This is a genomic window from Wylensekiella montiformis (assembly GCF_009697385.1).
GTDB lineage: Bacteria > Bacillota > Negativicutes > Selenomonadales > Selenomonadaceae > Selenomonas_A > Selenomonas_A montiformis.
In genome coordinates, this window is record NZ_VUNL01000001.1 from 17,679 (window position 1) to 35,719 (window position 18,041).

At 55.0% G+C, this 18,041-nt stretch carries 18 protein-coding genes; 10 read left to right on the top strand and 8 right to left on the bottom strand.

The features are described from left to right. Window positions 1-7 precede the first annotated feature (7 nt). The 4 genes from FYJ78_RS00100 to FYJ78_RS00115 form a co-directional block, all read right to left on the bottom strand. Entirely contained in the window at window positions 8-1,330 is a 1,323-nt protein-coding gene (locus FYJ78_RS00100) for a pyrimidine-nucleoside phosphorylase (RefSeq protein WP_154619386.1), read from the bottom strand. Window positions 1,331-1,358: 28 nt separating this feature from the next. Continuing rightward, window positions 1,359-2,537 (bottom strand): phosphopentomutase, encoded by a 1,179-nt coding sequence (locus FYJ78_RS00105; protein ID WP_154619387.1) that lies wholly within the window; start codon window positions 2,535-2,537, stop codon window positions 1,359-1,361. Window positions 2,538-2,597: 60 nt separating this feature from the next. Then, complete coding sequence (deoC, locus tag FYJ78_RS00110) at window positions 2,598-3,257, bottom strand: deoxyribose-phosphate aldolase (protein WP_154619388.1); 660 nt, start codon at window positions 3,255-3,257, stop codon at window positions 2,598-2,600. Between the two features lie 272 nt (window positions 3,258-3,529). Next, window positions 3,530-4,066, bottom strand: a complete 537-nt coding sequence (locus FYJ78_RS00115) for a GNAT family N-acetyltransferase (protein WP_154619389.1) — start codon at window positions 4,064-4,066, stop codon at window positions 3,530-3,532. 133 nt (window positions 4,067-4,199) lie between these two features. On the opposite strand from FYJ78_RS00115, the gene FYJ78_RS00120 reads away from it, so the two are divergent. The 3 genes from FYJ78_RS00120 to nrdG all read left to right on the top strand — a co-directional run bounded on the left by FYJ78_RS00120 (window position 4,200) and on the right by nrdG (window position 6,574). Beyond that, window positions 4,200-5,249, top strand: coding sequence for a mechanosensitive ion channel family protein (locus tag FYJ78_RS00120; RefSeq protein ID WP_154619621.1), 1,050 nt, complete (start codon window positions 4,200-4,202; stop codon window positions 5,247-5,249). 399 nt (window positions 5,250-5,648) lie between these two features. Further along, window positions 5,649-5,933, top strand: a complete 285-nt coding sequence (gene nrdD / locus FYJ78_RS00125; protein ID WP_154619390.1) for an anaerobic ribonucleoside-triphosphate reductase — start codon at window positions 5,649-5,651, stop codon at window positions 5,931-5,933. A gap of 140 nt (window positions 5,934-6,073) precedes the next feature. After that, window positions 6,074-6,574: an anaerobic ribonucleoside-triphosphate reductase activating protein gene (gene nrdG, locus FYJ78_RS00130; protein WP_154619391.1), complete on the top strand. Its 501-nt coding sequence runs from the start codon at window positions 6,074-6,076 to the stop codon at window positions 6,572-6,574. Window positions 6,575-6,640: 66 nt separating this feature from the next. Here the strand turns inward: nrdG and FYJ78_RS00135 are convergent, their stop codons facing one another. Further along, window positions 6,641-7,057: a universal stress protein gene (locus tag FYJ78_RS00135; RefSeq protein ID WP_154619392.1), complete on the bottom strand. Its 417-nt coding sequence runs from the start codon at window positions 7,055-7,057 to the stop codon at window positions 6,641-6,643. Window positions 7,058-7,086: 29 nt separating this feature from the next. After that, window positions 7,087-7,518 (bottom strand): universal stress protein, encoded by a 432-nt coding sequence (locus tag FYJ78_RS00140; RefSeq protein WP_154619393.1) that lies wholly within the window; start codon window positions 7,516-7,518, stop codon window positions 7,087-7,089. 234 nt (window positions 7,519-7,752) lie between these two features. Here FYJ78_RS00140 and ilvA point away from each other — a divergent pair, with 234 nt between their 5' ends. The 7 genes from ilvA (at window position 7,753) to FYJ78_RS00175 (ending at window position 15,524) form a co-directional block, all read left to right on the top strand. After that, window positions 7,753-9,009, top strand: coding sequence for a threonine ammonia-lyase (gene ilvA, locus FYJ78_RS00145; RefSeq protein WP_154619394.1), 1,257 nt, complete (start codon window positions 7,753-7,755; stop codon window positions 9,007-9,009). Between the two features lie 207 nt (window positions 9,010-9,216). Continuing rightward, window positions 9,217-10,749 carry an L-lactate permease gene (locus FYJ78_RS00150; RefSeq protein WP_154619395.1) on the top strand — a complete coding sequence of 511 codons (1,533 nt, stop codon included), beginning with the start codon at window positions 9,217-9,219 and terminating at the stop codon, window positions 10,747-10,749. A gap of 167 nt (window positions 10,750-10,916) precedes the next feature. Continuing rightward, window positions 10,917-11,816 (top strand): N-acetylmuramic acid 6-phosphate etherase, encoded by a 900-nt coding sequence (gene murQ / locus FYJ78_RS00155; protein ID WP_154619396.1) that lies wholly within the window; start codon window positions 10,917-10,919, stop codon window positions 11,814-11,816. 18 nt (window positions 11,817-11,834) lie between these two features. After that, entirely contained in the window at window positions 11,835-13,211 is a 1,377-nt protein-coding gene (locus tag FYJ78_RS00160) for a PTS transporter subunit EIIC (protein ID WP_154619397.1), read from the top strand. 26 nt (window positions 13,212-13,237) lie between these two features. Further along, on the top strand, window positions 13,238-14,317 hold the full coding sequence (locus FYJ78_RS00165; protein WP_154619398.1) for a DUF871 domain-containing protein: 1,080 nt from the start codon (window positions 13,238-13,240) through the stop codon (window positions 14,315-14,317). A gap of 42 nt (window positions 14,318-14,359) precedes the next feature. Next, on the top strand, window positions 14,360-14,731 hold the full coding sequence (locus FYJ78_RS00170; protein WP_154619399.1) for an ArsR/SmtB family transcription factor: 372 nt from the start codon (window positions 14,360-14,362) through the stop codon (window positions 14,729-14,731). Between the two features lie 31 nt (window positions 14,732-14,762). Then, the gene (locus FYJ78_RS00175; RefSeq protein WP_154619400.1) at window positions 14,763-15,524 is read left to right on the top strand and encodes a C40 family peptidase; all 762 of its coding nucleotides are present in this window, start codon (window positions 14,763-14,765) and stop codon (window positions 15,522-15,524) included. A gap of 126 nt (window positions 15,525-15,650) precedes the next feature. Here FYJ78_RS00175 and hemL read toward each other — a convergent pair whose 3' ends face one another. Together hemL and hemB are read right to left on the bottom strand one after the other, a co-directional pair. Further along, on the bottom strand, window positions 15,651-16,970 hold the full coding sequence (gene hemL, locus FYJ78_RS00180) for a glutamate-1-semialdehyde 2,1-aminomutase (RefSeq protein ID WP_154619401.1): 1,320 nt from the start codon (window positions 16,968-16,970) through the stop codon (window positions 15,651-15,653). After that, the gene (gene hemB / locus FYJ78_RS00185; RefSeq protein ID WP_154619402.1) at window positions 16,964-17,953 is read right to left on the bottom strand and encodes a porphobilinogen synthase; all 990 of its coding nucleotides are present in this window, start codon (window positions 17,951-17,953) and stop codon (window positions 16,964-16,966) included. Before hemB ends, hemL begins: the two co-directional genes overlap by 7 nt. Between the last annotated feature and the right edge of the window lie 88 nt (window positions 17,954-18,041).

Consider the following 18,041-nt stretch of genomic DNA (forward strand, 5'->3'; position numbering starts at 1 on the left):
GCTCCCTTCAATATTTCTCCACTTTATCCTTCTCAACGCGCGCATAGACCAGCGGCTCTTTTTCCGGCTGTGCATCGCCGATGCAGATCGCTTCGCGGTACATGCGCTCTGCATCCTGCAGTGCGTCTTTCTTCGACGTATACAGAGTAACCAGGCAGTCGCCCTTCTTGACCGCATCCCCGTATTTCTTATGCAGAATCAGACCGGCGGAAAAATCAATCTCGCTATCCTTCGTCTCGCGGCCAGCTCCCAGAACGACCGATGTTTCCCCGATTTCTTCCGCATTCATCTTCACGATAAAGCCGTCGCGATCCGCACAGATCTCCGCCTGATACGGCGCCTGCGGGAATTTGCTGTAATCGCGCAGTACAGAATCATCGCCGCCCTGTGCGCGGACCATTTTGCAGAACGTCTCAAAGGCCGAGCCGTCCGCAATGGCTTTTTCCGCCATCCGGCGGCATTCCTCCGGCGTTCCCTTGCCGACCAGATAAAGCATGTTGGCAGCCAGCTGCAGCGAAACCTCCGTGAGGTCCTCCGGGCCGTGTCCCTTGAGAACGTCCATGGATTCCATCACTTCAATGCTGTTGCCGATACCGAAGCCCAACGGCGTATCCATGTCGGTAATGAGGGCTACCGTGCGGCGGCCTGCGCCTTCGCCGATCGCGACCATGGTCTGCGCCAGTTTGATGGAATCGTCCAGCGTTTTCATGAAAGCGCCGCTGCCCGTCTTGACATCCAGCAGAATGCAGTCCGATCCGGCGGCCAGCTTCTTGCTCATGATGGAAGACGCGATCAGCGGGATGCTGTCTACCGTAGCCGTCACATCACGCAGCGCATAGAGCTTCTTGTCTGCAGGAGCGAGATTGCCGGACTGCCCGATGACACTGACGCCGCACTGATTGACCGTATCAAAAAATTCCTGACGGGAAAGGACTGTGCGGTAGCCCGGAATCGCTTCCAGCTTGTCGACCGTACCGCCCGTATGGCCAAGTCCGCGGCCGGACATCTTGGCTACCTTGCCGCCGCAGGCCGCGACAATCGGCGCCACGATAAGCGTCGTCTTGTCACCGACGCCGCCCGTCGAATGCTTGTCGACCTTTTTGCCGTTAATGGCAGACAAGTCGATCATATCGCCGGATTTCGCCATGACTTTGGTCAGCTCTGTGATTTCATGATCGTTCATGCCGTTGAACCAGATGGCCATCGTCATAGCCGACATCTGATAATCGGGAATCTCACCATGTACATAACCATCGATCATATACTGGATCTCTTCATCCGTCAGAACTTCGCCATGCTTCTTTTTCGTGATCAGATCATACATTCTCATGTCATAGCCCTCCTAATTCATGAAGCGTTTATTTCGTGATTCTTGGCAGCAGGCTTTCGCCCTTCGTTTTCAGGTCGCAGCCAAACATATCCGAAATCGTCGCACCGATCATCGCAAAGGTCGGATATGTGCCGAGGTTTACGCCTGCCCGGACATGCTGTCCGTAGATCAGCAAAGGAACGTATTCGCGCGTATGATCCGTTCCCGGTGCGCCCGGATCGCAGCCATGATCCGCCGTAATCATCAGGACGTCGTCTTCGCGCATCTTGGACATAAACTCGCCGAGCTGGCGGTCAAAGACCGTAGCCGCCTCGGCATAGCCGTCGATATTGCGGCGATGACCGTACTGCATGTCAAAATCCACCAGATTGACAAAGCAGAGTCCTTCGAAGTCCTCATCCATTACCCTGAGTGTTTTTTCCATGCCGTCCACATTGTCTTTATTGATACCCAGACTGCGGCTTATGCTGCGTCCCGCAAAAATATCCGAAATCTTGCCGACACCGATCGTCGCCAGACCCTTGCGCTGCAGGGCGTCCATCATCGTATCGCCAGTCGGATCCAAAGAGAAATCATGACGGCGCGGCGTACGCGTATAATTCGGGTATTCGCCCGTATAAGGACGGGCGATGACGCGCCCTACGCCATGCTCGCCCTGCAGGATCTTGCGCGCCGTCCGGCAGTAATCATAAAGCTGTTCGACCGGGACATCATCTTCATGCGCGGCAATCTGGAACACGCTGTCTGCAGAGGTATAGACGATAAGGCCGCCGGTCTCCTTCTGTTCCCGCCCGTAGTCCTTGATGACCTGTGTGCCGGAATACGGCTTGTTGCAGAGAATTTTCCGGCCGAAGGCTTCTTCCAGCCGGGCAATGAGATCGGCCGGGAAGCCATTGGGATACGTCGGCATCGGGCGTTCCGAGACAATGCCCGCGATTTCCCAATGCCCTGTCGTGGTATCCTTGCCGCGCGAAAGCTCACGCAGGCGGGCAAAGGAGCCGATCGGCGCATCGACCGGCGTTCCGCAGCCGACACCGTCGATATTAAACAGTCCGATCTTCCTCATGTTCGGCGTATCGTATTTGGGCGAAGCAGCAATGGACTTCAATGTGTTGCACACATCGTCGCCAAAATCCGGCGCATCCGGCTCCCGGCCGATGCCGTAGCTGTCCAGAACGATAATAAACGCACGTTTGAATTTACTCATAATCCTGACCTCCCAGGGATTCTTGATTGGATTTCGAATGACGTCACCGCCATCCGGCCATCACTTGTCCAGTTCGTCTTTCAGCACCTTAACCGCAGCACTGGCGCCCAGGCGCGTGCAGCCGGCCTGCAGGAAAGCCTCCATTTCCTCACGCGTATGAATGCCGCCGGCAGCCTTCATCTGTACGCCGGAACCGATATGTTTCTTAAATAGCTCGATGTCTTCCAGCTTGGCGCCAGCCGTGCCGAAGCCCGTCGACGTTTTGATGATGTCTGCACCGCCCTCCGTCACGCAATGGCAGGCTGCGATTTTTTCTTCATCCGTAAGGAAACAGGTTTCGACAATAACCTTGAGAATACGATCTCCACAGAGGCGCTTCAGCGCGCGAATCTCCTGCGTCACATAATCCGTTTCTCCCGCCTTCAGCATGCCGATGTTGATAACCATATCGATTTCACTGGCGCCGTCAGCCAGAGCCTGCGCCGTTTCAGCGATCTTGGCCGCCGTATTGCAGTTGCCGTTCGGGAATCCGACTACCGTCGCGATCTTCAGGGCATCGCCGTACTTTTCCTTGATGCGCGGAATAAAGCAGGACGGCACCATGACCGTAGCTGCATGATATGTCAGCGCCTCATCGCAGATCTGCTGGATTTCCGCCCAGGTCGCCGTCTGCTTCAGATACGTGTGATCGACATGTGCTATGATTTCCTTTGCTTCCATTCAAATTCCTCCACTTCATCCTCAAAGAACTTCTCATTTTGGAATACATATGTCCTCTTATAAGTAACAACTACGATAAGGTATGCCTGGCTTTCCTAAATAGTATACTTGTTTGTAATTGTCTGACTCTTTCCGCCATATATGTTTTCCGTTGTTGCTATTATTGTATCGCTTTTATTCGTGCAAAAAAAGGACACATGTCTTGATACGGCACCGATTTCATCGTGTTCCTTAAACATGTGTCCCATTTCATTATGCAGATCGATCCGCGGTCAGAGCTCCAGCCCCTGCTCCCTGCGCGCATGGTATTCGCGGTCCAGCATACCGAGAATAACCAGATTTTCATAGACGCCGTTCGTCAGAATGGTCTCGCGGATCAATCCCTCTCGCAGCATCCCTTCGGATTCATAGAGGTGCAGCGCCCGATCGTTGTAGTCCTTGCAGTCCAGCCAGGCGCGGTGGAACCCCAGATCATCGAACGACCAGATTTTCAGGAGTTTCATCGCCTCATGGCCGTACCCCTGCCCTTTTTTATCGATGATGATATGCGTCCATTCGATTTCCTTCGCTTCCGTCTTAAGGCCGTTGACCATGAGATAACCAACCGGATCTCCGGTGTCCTTTTCCTCGACCAGAATATCCATGGCCGCCTTGCTTTCCTCGATCAGTTTCGTATGGAAATCCCGGTCAAACGGCACGATAAACCGCAAGTTTTCCGGATCGTATTCCAGCTTCATAATGTAGTCCAGATCCTGCACGCCTGCTCTGCGCAGCTGCAGGCGATTTCCCTTGTGCAGCAAATCCCGCATATAAATCCCGCCTTTTCATTGATCTTTTCTTTTCGTTCCGCTCTCCGCTATGATATAGTATAGTTAACTCTATTTTCAAGTTCAAGCATATCTTTTTTGAAGGGGAGGAATCTCTTTGTCCAATCTGGAATGGATGTCCTGGGTCGACTGGAAACATTTGCTGGAAATGCTGGTCTTGCCGAGCCTCATACTGATCGCCTCGCTCACGGCCGGTATCCTGCTGAACCGCATGATCAACAAACGTCTAACCGTCCCGACCACGGAAACGGGATGGCAGTTCGTCTTCATCAACGCACTGCGCGGCGTTCCGATCTCTTTGTGTCTCGTCACCGGTCTGTACTGGATCGTCAACACCATCAACATCATCGAGCCGCTGGTTCGTATTTTTTCCTATATTCTCTTCACCGTGATCATCCTGTCGCTCACCCGGGTTCTGGCCCGGACCGTCAGCGGCATCATCAATCTGCAGATTGAGCGCTCGCAGAAACGTCTGCCGAAAACGACGCTGCTGACCGTCATCATCAACGGCATCATTTATTCCATGGGCATCCTGATCATTCTGCAATACTATGGAATATCCATCGCTCCGATCCTCACCGCACTGGGCGTCGGCGGAATGGCTGTCGCGCTTTCTCTGCAGGAAACGCTGGCCAATATTTTCTCCGGCCTGCATCTCATCCTCTCCAAGCAACTTCGCCTCGGCGACTACATCCGCCTGAACACCGGCGAAGAAGGACGTGTTACCGATATTACCTGGCGATTTACCACCATCGTACCGGCCGGAGACAGCAATATGATCGTCATCCCGAATCAGAAAATCGCCTCGTCGAACATCACCAATTTCAGTATGCCGCACCGCGATATTGTCATTTCCGTTCCAGTCGGCGTCGCCTACGACAGCGATCTGGATCAGGTCGAACGGGTAACCATCGAAGTGGCTGCTCAGGTATTAAAGGAAGTAGATCACGACGTCAAGGCTCTGCCGATCATCCGGTTTCATACCCTCGGCGACTCCAGCATCAATTTTAACGTGGTCATGCATTCCAGCCGCTTCGATCACCAGTACCTGCTGAAACATGAATTCATCAAGGCTTTGATACGCCGCTACCGGGAGGAAGGCATCGAAATCCCGTATCCAGTCCGCACGGTACTCACCCCCGGCTCCCCGGCCGATCATCCCTGACCCGCCTGTGGATAACCCATATTGCCGCCAGATGTCTACTTATCCACAGAATTCCGGATAATTATCCCCGGAATTCTGTGGATAAGTTTTTTCTCAGAAACTTTATTCAGCCGCTTCTGCCTTCTTCTCTCCCCAATTTCGTTGATTTCCTTATCGGTTCCTCCGCACTATTGGTATTTTCTTGTGCATAAAACTAAAAAATATAAGTAAAAATCCATTTTTATCCTGTGGATAACGCCTAGGGGCATCCCCCCTGCTGAAACTATATATAGTATAGCTATTGACTTGCATACAATATATATTGTATAATTTAGTCCAGATTCAAGGAAATCCTTGACCGTATCCGGTTTTATAAAAATGAAACAGCCTCACACAAATCAAAAAGGACAGGTGATATCCATGGTAGTAAATGGCATCGACGTAACGATAGATGGACTGCAGGACATTTCGGAGCAGGAAATCGTAAATTATATCCAGTATGTAGAAAAGCAGACCAGTGAAAAACTGGACACACTCCATATTTCTCCAGCCGATAACGGTGAAGTTCACATTGACTATGCGCTGCAGCCGCAGAAGTTTGAACGCATCCGCCGCATCACCGGCTATTTGGTCGGTACCATCGACCGCTGGAATGACGCGAAGCGCGCAGAAGAGCATGACCGCGTCAAGCACGGCATGCACTGAACCGGCTGTTTATCCGGCGCCCCTTAGCATCGGATAAACGACCGATCATGATCCGGGTATAGTATAAGCCTTCCCCAGCCGGGGAAGGCTTATACTATACCCGGATTCCCCTTCAATTCGATACAGAAAGGTTTTTGCTCATGAAATTGCAGATTGCCGGAATCGCGGATGACTCCGTTGTCGATGGCGACGGAGTCCGCCTGACCGTATTTACCCAGGGATGTCCGCACCACTGTCCGGGCTGCCAGAACCCCGAAACCCACGATTTTCATGGCGGGCATGAAACGACGGTCGAGGCCATTCTGACCCAGATCGACAAGAATCCGCTGCTCTCCGGCATTACCTTCAGCGGCGGCGAACCGTTCATGCAGCCTGCCCCGCTGGCACGTCTTGCCCGGGAGATACACCGCCGCGGCATGGATGTTTGGTGTTATACCGGCTTTACGCTGGAAGAACTCAATGCCCGCCGCAATCCTGCCGCAGACGCGCTGCTCCGTGAGATCGACGTACTGGTTGACGGAAAATTTCGGGAAGAGCTGCGCGATCTCACCCTCCATTTCCGCGGATCGTCGAATCAGCGCGTTATCGATATGAATAACTGGCGGAAAACCGGACAAATCCGTCTGCTGTATACCGACTAAATAAACGTCAGGAGGCGCCTCTCCAAAAGAGAGACGCCTCCTGACGTTTATTCCGTTATCTGATGATTATTTCACCACGAGGACTGGACACTTGGACTGCTCCACAATGTACTGGCTGACGCTGCCCAGCAGCACGCCTTTCACCACGCCCAAACCGCGGCTGCCCATGACAATGAGCTCCATGTCGTTGCTCGTAGCGAAATCCAGAATCACCACGGCCGGCGATCCGGTTTCCGAAAACGCCTCTTTTTCAATACCGGACGGCACCATTTCCATCGCACGGTCCAGAATCACATTTCCTGCCTTCGTGACCGCCTCAAGGATGGCATCGGACAGGCACGCATTAATAGCCAGCTGATTGATATTGGCCACATAAAGGAAATTCAGCTTCGCCCCACAGGCTTCTGCAAGCGAAATGGCTTCAGCAACAGCACGATCGGAACCTTCAGAGCCATCTACTGGTACAAGGATATTCTTCAACATAATATTACCCCCTTGAACAAAATCTGTTATTACTTTGCGACTGCCACGGAGACGGTCGCACGTTCCACAATTTCCTGGCTGACACTGCCAAGCAGGAATCCCTTCACGCCGCTCAGTCCACGTCCGCCAACAACAATGAGCTCATGCCCCTTTTCCTCCGCAAAGCGCAGGATCTCATCAGCGGGAATGCCCGTCCGGTGATGATACGCCGCTTTCACCGAGGCGGGAATCTGTCCGGCAGCCCGTTCCAACGCCCGCCGCTCGGCCTCACCGACCGGCCCGGCGATGCTGTCCGGCAGCCAGGATTCTTCGGAAGCATCCGTCTCCCGGTCAAAGTACGTGACATGCAGGACATCCAGCGAAGCGCCGGACACTGCTGCCAGCTCAGCCGCCAGTTCAGCCGCCCGCTCCGAACCCTCGGAGCCGTCTACCGGCACCAGAATACGGGTTAGTTTTTTCATGAAACCATCCCTCCCGCGATGTTTATATGTATTATTTCGCGAAACTGACACAAAATTCCTTCAAACCATGACGACAAGAAGAAAAAATATCCAGGATTTTTCATTGACAAGATTTCCGCATCAGTGATAAGCTTGATAGAACAATCTAATCTTGTTTTTTTATTTTTCCTGTTTATAATGTAAACTAACTTATTATATATAAAACATTTGTATGATTTAAGGAGGATTTTTCCTATGTCCAAAACCGAAACCTCTGCTGATCCGCATTCCGATCAGGCGATCGTCGCGTCCACGACCATCGCCGGCATCTATCAGGCTGCCCGCCAGCTCGAGGGGATTGTGAAGAAAACGCCCCTGATTCCCAGTGAATTTTTCTCCGAGCAATGCGGCAATCAGGTTTTTCTCAAGCCGGAAAACCTGCAGCATACCGGCGCATTCAAACTGCGCGGCGCGTACAACAAGATCAGTCAGCTGACCGAGGCCGAACGCAGCAAAGGGGTTATCACGGCCTCGGCAGGCAATCATGCACAGGGAGTCGCCTATGCCGCTCAGAAGCTCGGTGTCAAAGCGGTGATCTGTATGCCGGCAACCACTCCGATCCTCAAAGTCGAAGGAACAAAGGCGCTCGGTGCGGAAGTCGTCCTGCACGGCGATGGATTTGACGATGCGTACGCCTACAGTCTTGAACTGCAGAAGAAGCACGGCTACGTCTATATCCATCCGTTTAATGATCTCCAGGTTCTGCTTGGTCAGGGAACCACGGCGCTGGAAATCATCGATGCCTGCAAGGACATTGATGCCATCCTCGTCCCGATCGGCGGCGGCGGCTTCGCCTCCGGTGTCGCGCTGGCGACGAAACTCGTCAACCCATCCATCAAGGTGATCGGCGTCGAGCCGGAAAATGCCGCCTGCATGAAAGCGGCACTGGATCAGGACAAGATCGTAACGCTTGACAGCGCAGATACCGTTGCCGATGGCTGTGCCGTCCGGACTGCCGGCAGCCTGACGTTTGAATTCTGCAAAAAATATCTGGACAACGTCATCACGGTATCGGAAATGGAAATCATGGGAGCCCTTCTCTCCCTGATTGAAAAGCACAAACTGATCGCCGAAGGCGCCGGCGTGCTTTCTCTTGCCGCTCTCCAGAAACTTCCATTCAAGGGCAAAAAGGTCGCGGCGATTGTCAGCGGCGGCAATATCGATATTTCAACCATCTCCGCTCTGATCGACAAGGCTTTGATCGCCCGCAGCCGCGTATTCTGTTTTGCCGTCCCTCTTCCCGACAAGCCGGGGCAGCTTCTGAACGTTTCCCGCATTCTCGCAGAACAAAATGCCAATGTCATCGAGCTCAATCACAATCAGGCAAAAGTCACGGACAGCTTCAAAAAGGTCATTCTCGAAGTCACGGTGGAAACCCATAACGAAGATCATGTCCAGCGAATCATCGCGGCTTTGAATAAAAACGGCTATGATGTAGAACGCATCTACTGATTTTTTCGCAAAAGGCCCGGATTTCATCCGGGTCTTTTTTTCTTGCACGTTTTGTCCTTATCTTCTTATTTTTGCAAAGATAGAACCTTTTTCCGCTCACGTTGACTTTATTTCCGGCCTGCTTTTATAATGAAGTGTCTTACTTATCATTTTTATTGATCCGGTTCATTACTTTTCGTGATGGCCAGGAGAAAGGACTGATCGTATTTGTTTTTTCTTGCACTATCTCCCATCCTCTGGCTGGTCGCTGCCCTCAGCATCTTCCACCTGCCGGGACACAGAGCCTGTTCGCTTGCGCTGGCCATCGCCGCAGCCGTCGGCATGGCCGCATTCGGCATGACCGCCCCGCATATGCTGCAGGCTGTACTGGAAGGAACCGCGCTTGCCTGCTGGCCGATCCTGCTGGTAATCATCGCGGCCATTTTCACTTACAATCTCTCGCTCCACACCAAAGGCATGGACATCATCAAGAAAATGCTCACTTCTGTCAGCAATGACCGGCGCGTATTAATCCTGCTCATCGGCTGGGGATTCGGCGGTTTTCTGGAAGGAATGGCCGGTTTCGGCACGGCGATTGCGATACCGGCCGGGATGCTCGCCGGCATTGGGATTTCCCCGATTCTTTCCGCATCGGTCTGCCTGATCGCCAATTCCGTTCCAACGGCCTATGGATCGATCGGCATCCCGCTGGTAACGCTCGGCAATGTGACCGGGATCGATGCGACGAAACTGGCCGCCTATACTGCGCTCCAGCTGGCGCCGCTGACGCTGATCTGCCCGCTGCTCATGACCATCACGGCCGGCGGTTCTCTTAAAGCGCTTCACGGCATGTTCCTCCTCTGTATCGCTTCCGCGGCGGCCTTTCTTCTGCCGGAACTGGCGGTAGCTTTTTTCCTTGGGCCGGAACTGGCTGTTGTCGCAGGGTCTATTGGCGCTATGGCCGCCATTGTCGCCTTCGCCAGGCTGTTCCCGCTGAACGACCCGGCCTATGCCCTGCCGCCCCATGAAGATAAAGCGGCGGTAACGCTCAGTCAGGGCCTGAAAGCATGGCTTCCGTTTCTTCTCATTTTTCTGTTTCTGCTCGCTACTTCAAAGCTCATCCCAGCCATCCATGATCCGCTGAATCTCATAAAGACCTCCGTACTCATTTATCAAGGGGAAGGCGGATCGCCATATACCTTCACCTGGGTCGCCACTCCCGGCGTGCTCATCCTGCTCGCTGCCTTCATCGGCGGCAAGGTGCAGGGCGCCGGAACCGGCGAAATGGTTCAGGTCCTTCGACGCACGATCATCAATCTGCGCTTCACGATTCTGACGATTATCACCGTCATTGCCACAGCCAAAGTCATGGGATATGCGGGCATGACGCACGAAATCGCCGAGACCGCCGTCGCAGCGACGGGCAGCGCTTATCCGGCAGTCGCCGCGTTCATCGGCTCGATCGGAACCTTCATCACCGGATCTGCTACATCCAGCTGCGTCCTGTTCGGCAAGCTGCAGACGGATTCTGCGCAGGCCATTGGCGCCGGTCCGTCCGTACAGGCATGGATCGCCGCAGCCAACGCTACGGGAGCCTGCGCCGGCAAAATGGTATCTCCGCAGAGCATTGCCATCGGGGCAGCAGCCATCGGCGCAGCCGGCGCTGACGGAAAGCTTCTTCACTTTGCGGTGAAGATCTACCTCCCCTTTGTCGTAATCATGGGACTCATCGTCTACTTCGGGCAGTGGGTCATCGGCTGAACCGATTCTTTCCTAATAGAACACGCGATAAGAGGGCATCCTGAGACCGGGATGCCCTCTTATCGCCTTTTGGACGGCAACGGCAAAAAGCCAACTGGCGTCCCTGCTTTGTGTTATACTATAATAAAACAGATTTACCCATATCAAAACAACAGGATGATTGCCATATGATTGAACTGGAACGGCTCCAGACGGAGCAGCGCAATCCGCGCACCAAAAACATTGACTGTCTGCCGACGCTTGACGTCGTGCGCCTTCTCAACGCAGAGGACAAGACGGTTCCGCTTGCCATCGAAAAAATCCTGCCGCAGATCGCGGAGGCTGCCGACCTCATCGCCGACCATCTCGCAGCAGGCGGACGCCTCTTTTATCAGGGCGCAGGAACCTCGGGACGTCTCGGCATCCTCGATGCGGTCGAATGTCCGCCGACCTATCGCACCGATCCATCGCGCATCGTAGGATTAATCGCCGGCGGCACACCGGCCATCTTCCGTGCGCAGGAGGGCGCTGAAGACCAAGAATCGCTTGGCGCTGAGGATCTCCGGAAACACGATTTCTCAGCGGCCGATGTGCTTGTCGGCATCGCCGCCTCAGGACGCACACCGTACGTACTCGGCGGTTTGCATTATGCACGTTCGCTCGGCGCGGCGGCCATCGCGCTCACGTGCTCAAAGAATTCTCCTGCCGCAGCAGCTGCCGATCTTGCGCTTGAGCCGGTCACAGGGCCTGAGGCGATTACGGGATCAACGCGCATGAAGGCGGGTACCGCACAGAAGCTCGTCCTCAATATGCTTTCCACTGCTGCGATGATAAGGCTCGGCAAAACTTACGGCAATCTCATGATCGATGTAAACGCCTCGAACGCCAAGCTCACAGAACGGGCCATACGCATTGTTATGGAAGTCAGCGGCGCCCCCCGGGAAGATGCCGCTGCCACGCTTTCCGCCTGCGGCGGAAGCGCCAAGCTCGCCAGTCTTGTCCTACTGACTGGGGACGATGTGGAAACATGCCGGAAGCTGCTGGCAGACAAGCGGGGAAAACTGCGCGATGCGCTGAAGAAAAAATAAATAAGGATAGGAAAAATCATGACCAGCAAGGAATTAGCCTCTGCGATCCACAGCATACTGGGGGCAGAAGAACATATAAACCGCATATATCACTGCATGACGCGTCTGCGTCTCGTCTTTGATCAGGAAGATAGCGCGGCCGATACGGAACGCCGCAAAAAAATCGAAGCACTCGACGGCGTTATCGGCACGCACAGCGACGGGCCGGAACTTCAGATCATCCTCGGTCCCGGCAAGGCGGCCAACGTCTATGACGCGTTTTGTGCGCTCCGGCAGACGGAGGCCGCGCCAAAAACGGCCGGCGAATCAAAGCCGCCGTTCGATGGCGGCAGGGCTCTGCATGAAAAAATCCGGGCCAGAAACGCCACACCGGTCAAACAGTTTTTCCGCCGCATCGCCGGCATCTTCATCCCGCTGATTCCCGCCTTTATTGCCTGCGGCCTGATCAGCGGAATCCTGAACGTCACCTTAAAAACCTGGCCGGAAATGACCGCATCTTTCTGGATACAGCTTGCCGGCATCGCCGGCAATGTCATATTCTGGAGCATGAACCTTTTTGTCGGCGCTCAGGCCGCGAAAGCCTTCGGCGGAACGCCGATCCTCGGCGGTATCCTCGGCGGCCTCCTCAGCCATCCCGGACTCGCTTCTGTCGCCATGGACGGCATGGCATTCACACCGGGACGCGGCGGCGTCATATCCGTCCTGCTGGTCGCCGCGTTCGGAGCCTGGCTGGAGCAGCGCCTGCGCCGCATCATCCCGGAAATATTCAGCCTTTTTCTCACGCCGCTCCTCACATTTCTCATCGCGGGAACGTTCGCGCTTCTGCTGATTCAGCCGGCCGGCGGCCTGCTTTCCGATCTCATAGGTTCATCGGCCACTGCCGCCGTACAGCATGGTGGCGCCATCACAGGATTTATTCTCGGCGGCGCCTGGCTTCCTATGGTCATGCTCGGCATCCATCAGACCTTCACCCCGATTCACGCGGAACTCCTTTCCCGTTACGGCGTGACGATTCTTCTTCCCATCCTTGCCATGGCCGGCGCCGGGCAGGTCGGCGCCAGCCTTGCAGTCTACCGCAGGACAAAAAATGCACAGCTCCGAAAAACGATCTCTTCCGCGCTGCCTGTCGGCATTCTCGGCGTCGGTGAGCCGCTGATCTACGGTGTAACGCTGCCGCTCGGCCGTCCTTTTCTTGCCGCCTGTATCGGCGGAGCTTTTGGCGGCGCCGTACAGGCGGCTTTCGGCGTAGGCGCGGCCACGCTCGGCATCTCCGGACTTCCGCTGGCCGCCGGAACCGACCATATCGCCATATATCTGCTCGGCCTCTTGACCGCCTATACGGCAGGATTTCTGGCCTGCTGGATCATCGGCTTCGATGATCCGCCCGAAGCATGACCGCAGCAACGGAAGGAGTACACGCTATGGAAAACGGCATTTCGATCTATCCGGGGCTGGACAACACGCTGGCACAAAATCTCCAGTTGATCCAACAGGCCGCAGCCTGCGGCATCCGGCGCTTGTTCACCTCACTGCACATACCGGAAACCGACCCGGGACGCCTGAAGAAAGAACTGGCCCAGATATTAAAAGCAGCCCGCCGCTGCGATATGGAAATCATTTCTGATATTTCCCCGGCAACGATGGAACTTCTCGGCATCCGGGAATTCAGCCCTTCGGCGTTCCGTATGCTCGGCATCACCACCCTGCGGCTTGATTATGGGTTCGGTCTGGAAGAAATCACGGCGCTTTCCCGCAATCGGCAGGGCATCCGCATCCAGCTCAATGCGTCGACCATCACGGGTAAGATTCTCAGTGCGCTGGTCGAGCTGCATGCCAATTTCGGACAGATCGACGCATTGCACAACTTTTATCCCCGGCGCGGAACCGGCCTCAGCGAAGAATTTCTCGTGCGAAAAACCTCCATGCTGCACAAGCTCGGAATACGTACCGGAGCGTTCGTACCCTGCGCACAGGGACGCCGCGGCCCGCTCAGAGAAGGACTCCCCACACTGGAAGAGCACCGGGAAGAAGATGCGGGGCTGGCTGCCCGTCATCTTGTCGCACTGGGAATCGATTCCGTCTTTCTCGCAGACTCCCTACCTTCTATGCGGGAACTGCAGGCAATCGCCGCGCTGCGGGACGACGCCATCGTCCTGCAGGGCCGGATGATCACGAAAGATCCGGTCCAGCAGCAGCTGCTGCGCCATACCTTCACCGCACGCGCGGATGAAGCCCGCGACGCTGTCCGGGCTCAGGAAAGCCGCAGCATACTGAAGCAATTCGGAGCGGATATTTCCCCGGATCATACGGATCCGCGCCCTGCCGGGGCCATCACGATCGACAACCGGAACTATCGGCGCTATATGGGAGAACTACAGATCATCCGCAATGCTCAGCCGGCCGATCCCCGCGTCAACGTTCCGGCCGTCATCTCCCAAAGCGATCAGAAACTGATCCCCTATATCACCCCCGGCAGAAAGTTTTCATTTCTCTTTGATTGAAATTTGATATAATATAGTTACTAAAAAAATGGAGTGAATGACATGGCAGCAACAATTCCGGACGAAGATCTCTGCGAGATTCATCACACGCATCCGGATAAGCTTAGAGAATGTGCGGTCCGCAAACTCGACGATCAGACCAGTCTCGCACTGGCCGATCTCTTCAAGATACTGGGCGATAAAACACGTATCAAGCTTCTCTCCCTGCTGGCAGAGGAAGACGAGCTTTGTGTCTGCGATATCGCCGAATCTCTTCAAATGGGACAGTCCGCCATCTCGCATCAGCTGCGGGTGCTGCGCGCTGCACGGCTCGTAAAATTCCGCAAGGCAGGCAAGGAGGCCTTTTACTCGCTCGACGACGATCACGTCGTCAAACTCATGCGTCAGGGACTGGAACATGTCCGTGAAATCTGACGCTTTCCAGATTACAGAAAGGACGATCCCGATGAAGAACTCACGCTGGCGCAGAGCAGGCGTTGCCGCAGGCCTGTCTCTTATCCTGCTTTCCGGCACCGCTGCGGCCTCGCCGACGCTCCAGACCGGATCACACGGCCACAATGTAATGCTTCTCCAGCAGAAACTGAAGCAGGCAGGATATTCCATCGCCAGCGTCGACGGCGTATTTGGCGGCGAAACGGAACGCGCTGTCGCCGAATTTCAGCGCGACCGGAAACTTCGCATTACCGGCATTGTCAACAATGCTACCTGGCGCGCCCTGCAGCGGGTTCGCCCCCAAAGCGGAAAAACGCCCGCTGTTCCCCATACGGCTGTTCCGGCGGCAAAACATGCCGCACCCGTTGCGGCCGCGCCAGACAATCTGCCGATCCTAAACCGCAGCAAAGTCGGCGCGCTCATCCGGACCGCCCGGTCTTATATCGGCGTGCCGTATAAATTCGGCGGCTCAACGCCAAAGGCATTTGACTGTTCCGGCTATCTCCAATATGTCTTCGCTCAGAACGGCATTTCCATTCCGCGAACGGCAGATGAACAATACAAACTCGGCCGCCGAACAACCAGCAGCCGTCAGCTTGAGCCAGGAGACCTCGTATTCTTCACCACTTATGAACCGGGCGCTTCACACTGCGGCATCTATCTTGGAGACGGCGAATTCATCCATGCCGCATCAAGCACAGGCGTCCGCATCGACGCTCTGTCCAACAGCTATTGGGCTCCGCGCTATCTTGGCGGAAAGCACATCGTAAAATAAACCAATAAACCATCCATACAAAAAGAACGCTGATGACCTCAGCGTTCTTTTTGTATGGATGGACATCCCGTTCAACCCATGATATGCTTTGCGGACAGGCCGCCTCCCGCAGGCAAAAGGCGAAACTCAGCGACGGCTTTTCGCTACCTGTTCAAAGGCATTTCCCGCCGCGTCGATCGTGCGCTCAATGTCCTCCTCGCTGTGTGCCCCCGACATAAAGAGCGTCTCAAACTGCGAAGGAGCCAGATAAATTCCCTGCTCAAGCATGCTCAGGAACCATACTTTGAATGCCTCCTGATCCGATGCACAGGAATCCTCATAATCCCATACCTCATGCTCATTGAAGAATATGCCAAACATGGATCCGGCCTGATGCGCCTGAATAGCGACTCCCGCCTTTCGGGCTTTTTCCTGCCAGCCCAGCAGAAGCTTTTTGGTTTTGAGCGTCAGCATACGGCTGTAATCGGCCTCGCCGGGTTCCGGCTCCGCCGTAATGATCTTCAAGGTTTCCAATCCGGCTGTCATAGCCAGCGGATTGCCCGAAAGGGTGCCGGCCTGATAAACCGGACCAGCCGGCGATACTTTCATCATGATATCCCGGCGGCCGCCATAAGCCGCTACGGGCAGACCGCCGCCGATGATCTTGCCCAGGCAGGTCAGATCCGGCGTAATGCCATACGCCGCCTGTGCTCCGCCGAGTGAGGCGCGGAACCCGCACATAACCTCGTCGAAAATCAGCAGGGTACCATGCTGCTCGGTCAGGCGGCGCAGCGTGCGAAGATAACCCTGACGAGGCGGAACGCAGCCCATATTTCCGGCCACCGGCTCGACGATAACCGCTGCGATCTCATCGCCCATCTCTTCCATGATTTTGGTAATCGCATCGACGTCATTGTACGGCACGCTAATCGTATCCTGCGCCGTTCCCCTAGTAACGCCCGGCGAACTCGGCACACCGAATGTCGCCATACCGGATCCGGCATGGACAAGCAGGCTGTCGCTGTGCCCGTGGTAGCAGCCGACAAATTTTACGATCTTTTCCCTTCCCGTATAGCCCCGCGCCAGACGCAGAGCGCTCATCGTAGCTTCCGTACCGGAATTGACCATTCGGATGACTTCAATAGACGGATAGACTTTCATGACCAGTTTGGCCAGATCACTCTCCACACAGGTCGGCGCTCCATAGCTTGTACCGCGTGCCGCCGCTTCCTGAAGGGCCCTGACGACATTCGGATGCGCATGGCCGACCACCATCGGCCCCCATGAGCCGACGTAATCAATGTATTCGTTTCCGTCGATATCATAGATCTTATCTCCCTGTGCCCGCGCAATGAACGGCGGATTGCAGCCGACATTGGCGTAGGAACGCACCGGACTGTTGACGCCGCCCGGCATAAGCGTTTTCGCCTCGGCAAAAGCCGCAGCGGACTTTTTCAGATTCAGCATGTTTCCTCCTCTTCTTTCAGCCATCTGGCCGCATCCATCGCATGATAGGTAATAATGATGTCGGCGCCGGCACGCTTCATCCCCGTCAGCGTCTCCAGTACGATGCGCTTCTCATCGATCCAGCCGTTGGCAGCCGCAGCCTTCACCATGGCATACTCGCCGCTGACATTATATACGGCAACAGGATGATGAATATGGTCCCGTACCTGACGCACAACGTCCAGATAGGCCAAAGCCGGTTTGACCATAATGATGTCAGCGCCCTCCTCGATATCCAGATCCACTTCCTTCAGCGCTTCCTGCGCATTGGCCGGATCCATCTGATACTGACGGCGGTCGCCAAAGGCCGGCGCACTGTCTGCCGCGTCGCGGAACGGACCATAATACCCGGAAGCATACTTGACCGCATAGCTCATGATCGACACGTTGATGAATCCGTGATCGTCCAGCGCCTCACGGATCGCCGCTACACGGCCGTCCATCATGTCGGACGGAGCGATGATATCCGCGCCTGCTTCAGCCTGAGAAACGGCAACCTTCTGCAGAAGTCCGAGCGTCCTGTCATTGTCGACATAATGACCTTCCAGATGGCCGCAATGACCATGCGTAGTATACTGGCAGAGACAGACGTCGCCAACGATCATGAGCTCCGGCACGGCCGCCTTGATGGCCTTGATGGTCCGCTGAACCGGACTCGTCATATCCCAGGCACTCGAACCATCTTCATCTTTATACTCCGGCAGGCCAAAGACCTCTACAGCGGGAATCCCCAGCTCCCGAATCTCCCGAGCCAGCTTCACCGCATTATCCACAGACAGATGAAAGCATCCGGGCATACTTGGAATCTCCTCCCGGACATTTTCTCCCGGCACGACAAAAATAGGATAAACAAAGTCTTTGGCCGAAAGATTGGTTTCCCGTACCATGGCGCGCATGGCAGGTGAAATGCGCATACGGCGCGGACGCAGCTTCTGATTATACATAATAAAACATCTCCCAAATCTGAGGCAGAACGATCTGCCGTCAAATCAATCGTGAAAAGCAGGCACCACGGCGAAATATCCGCCGGCC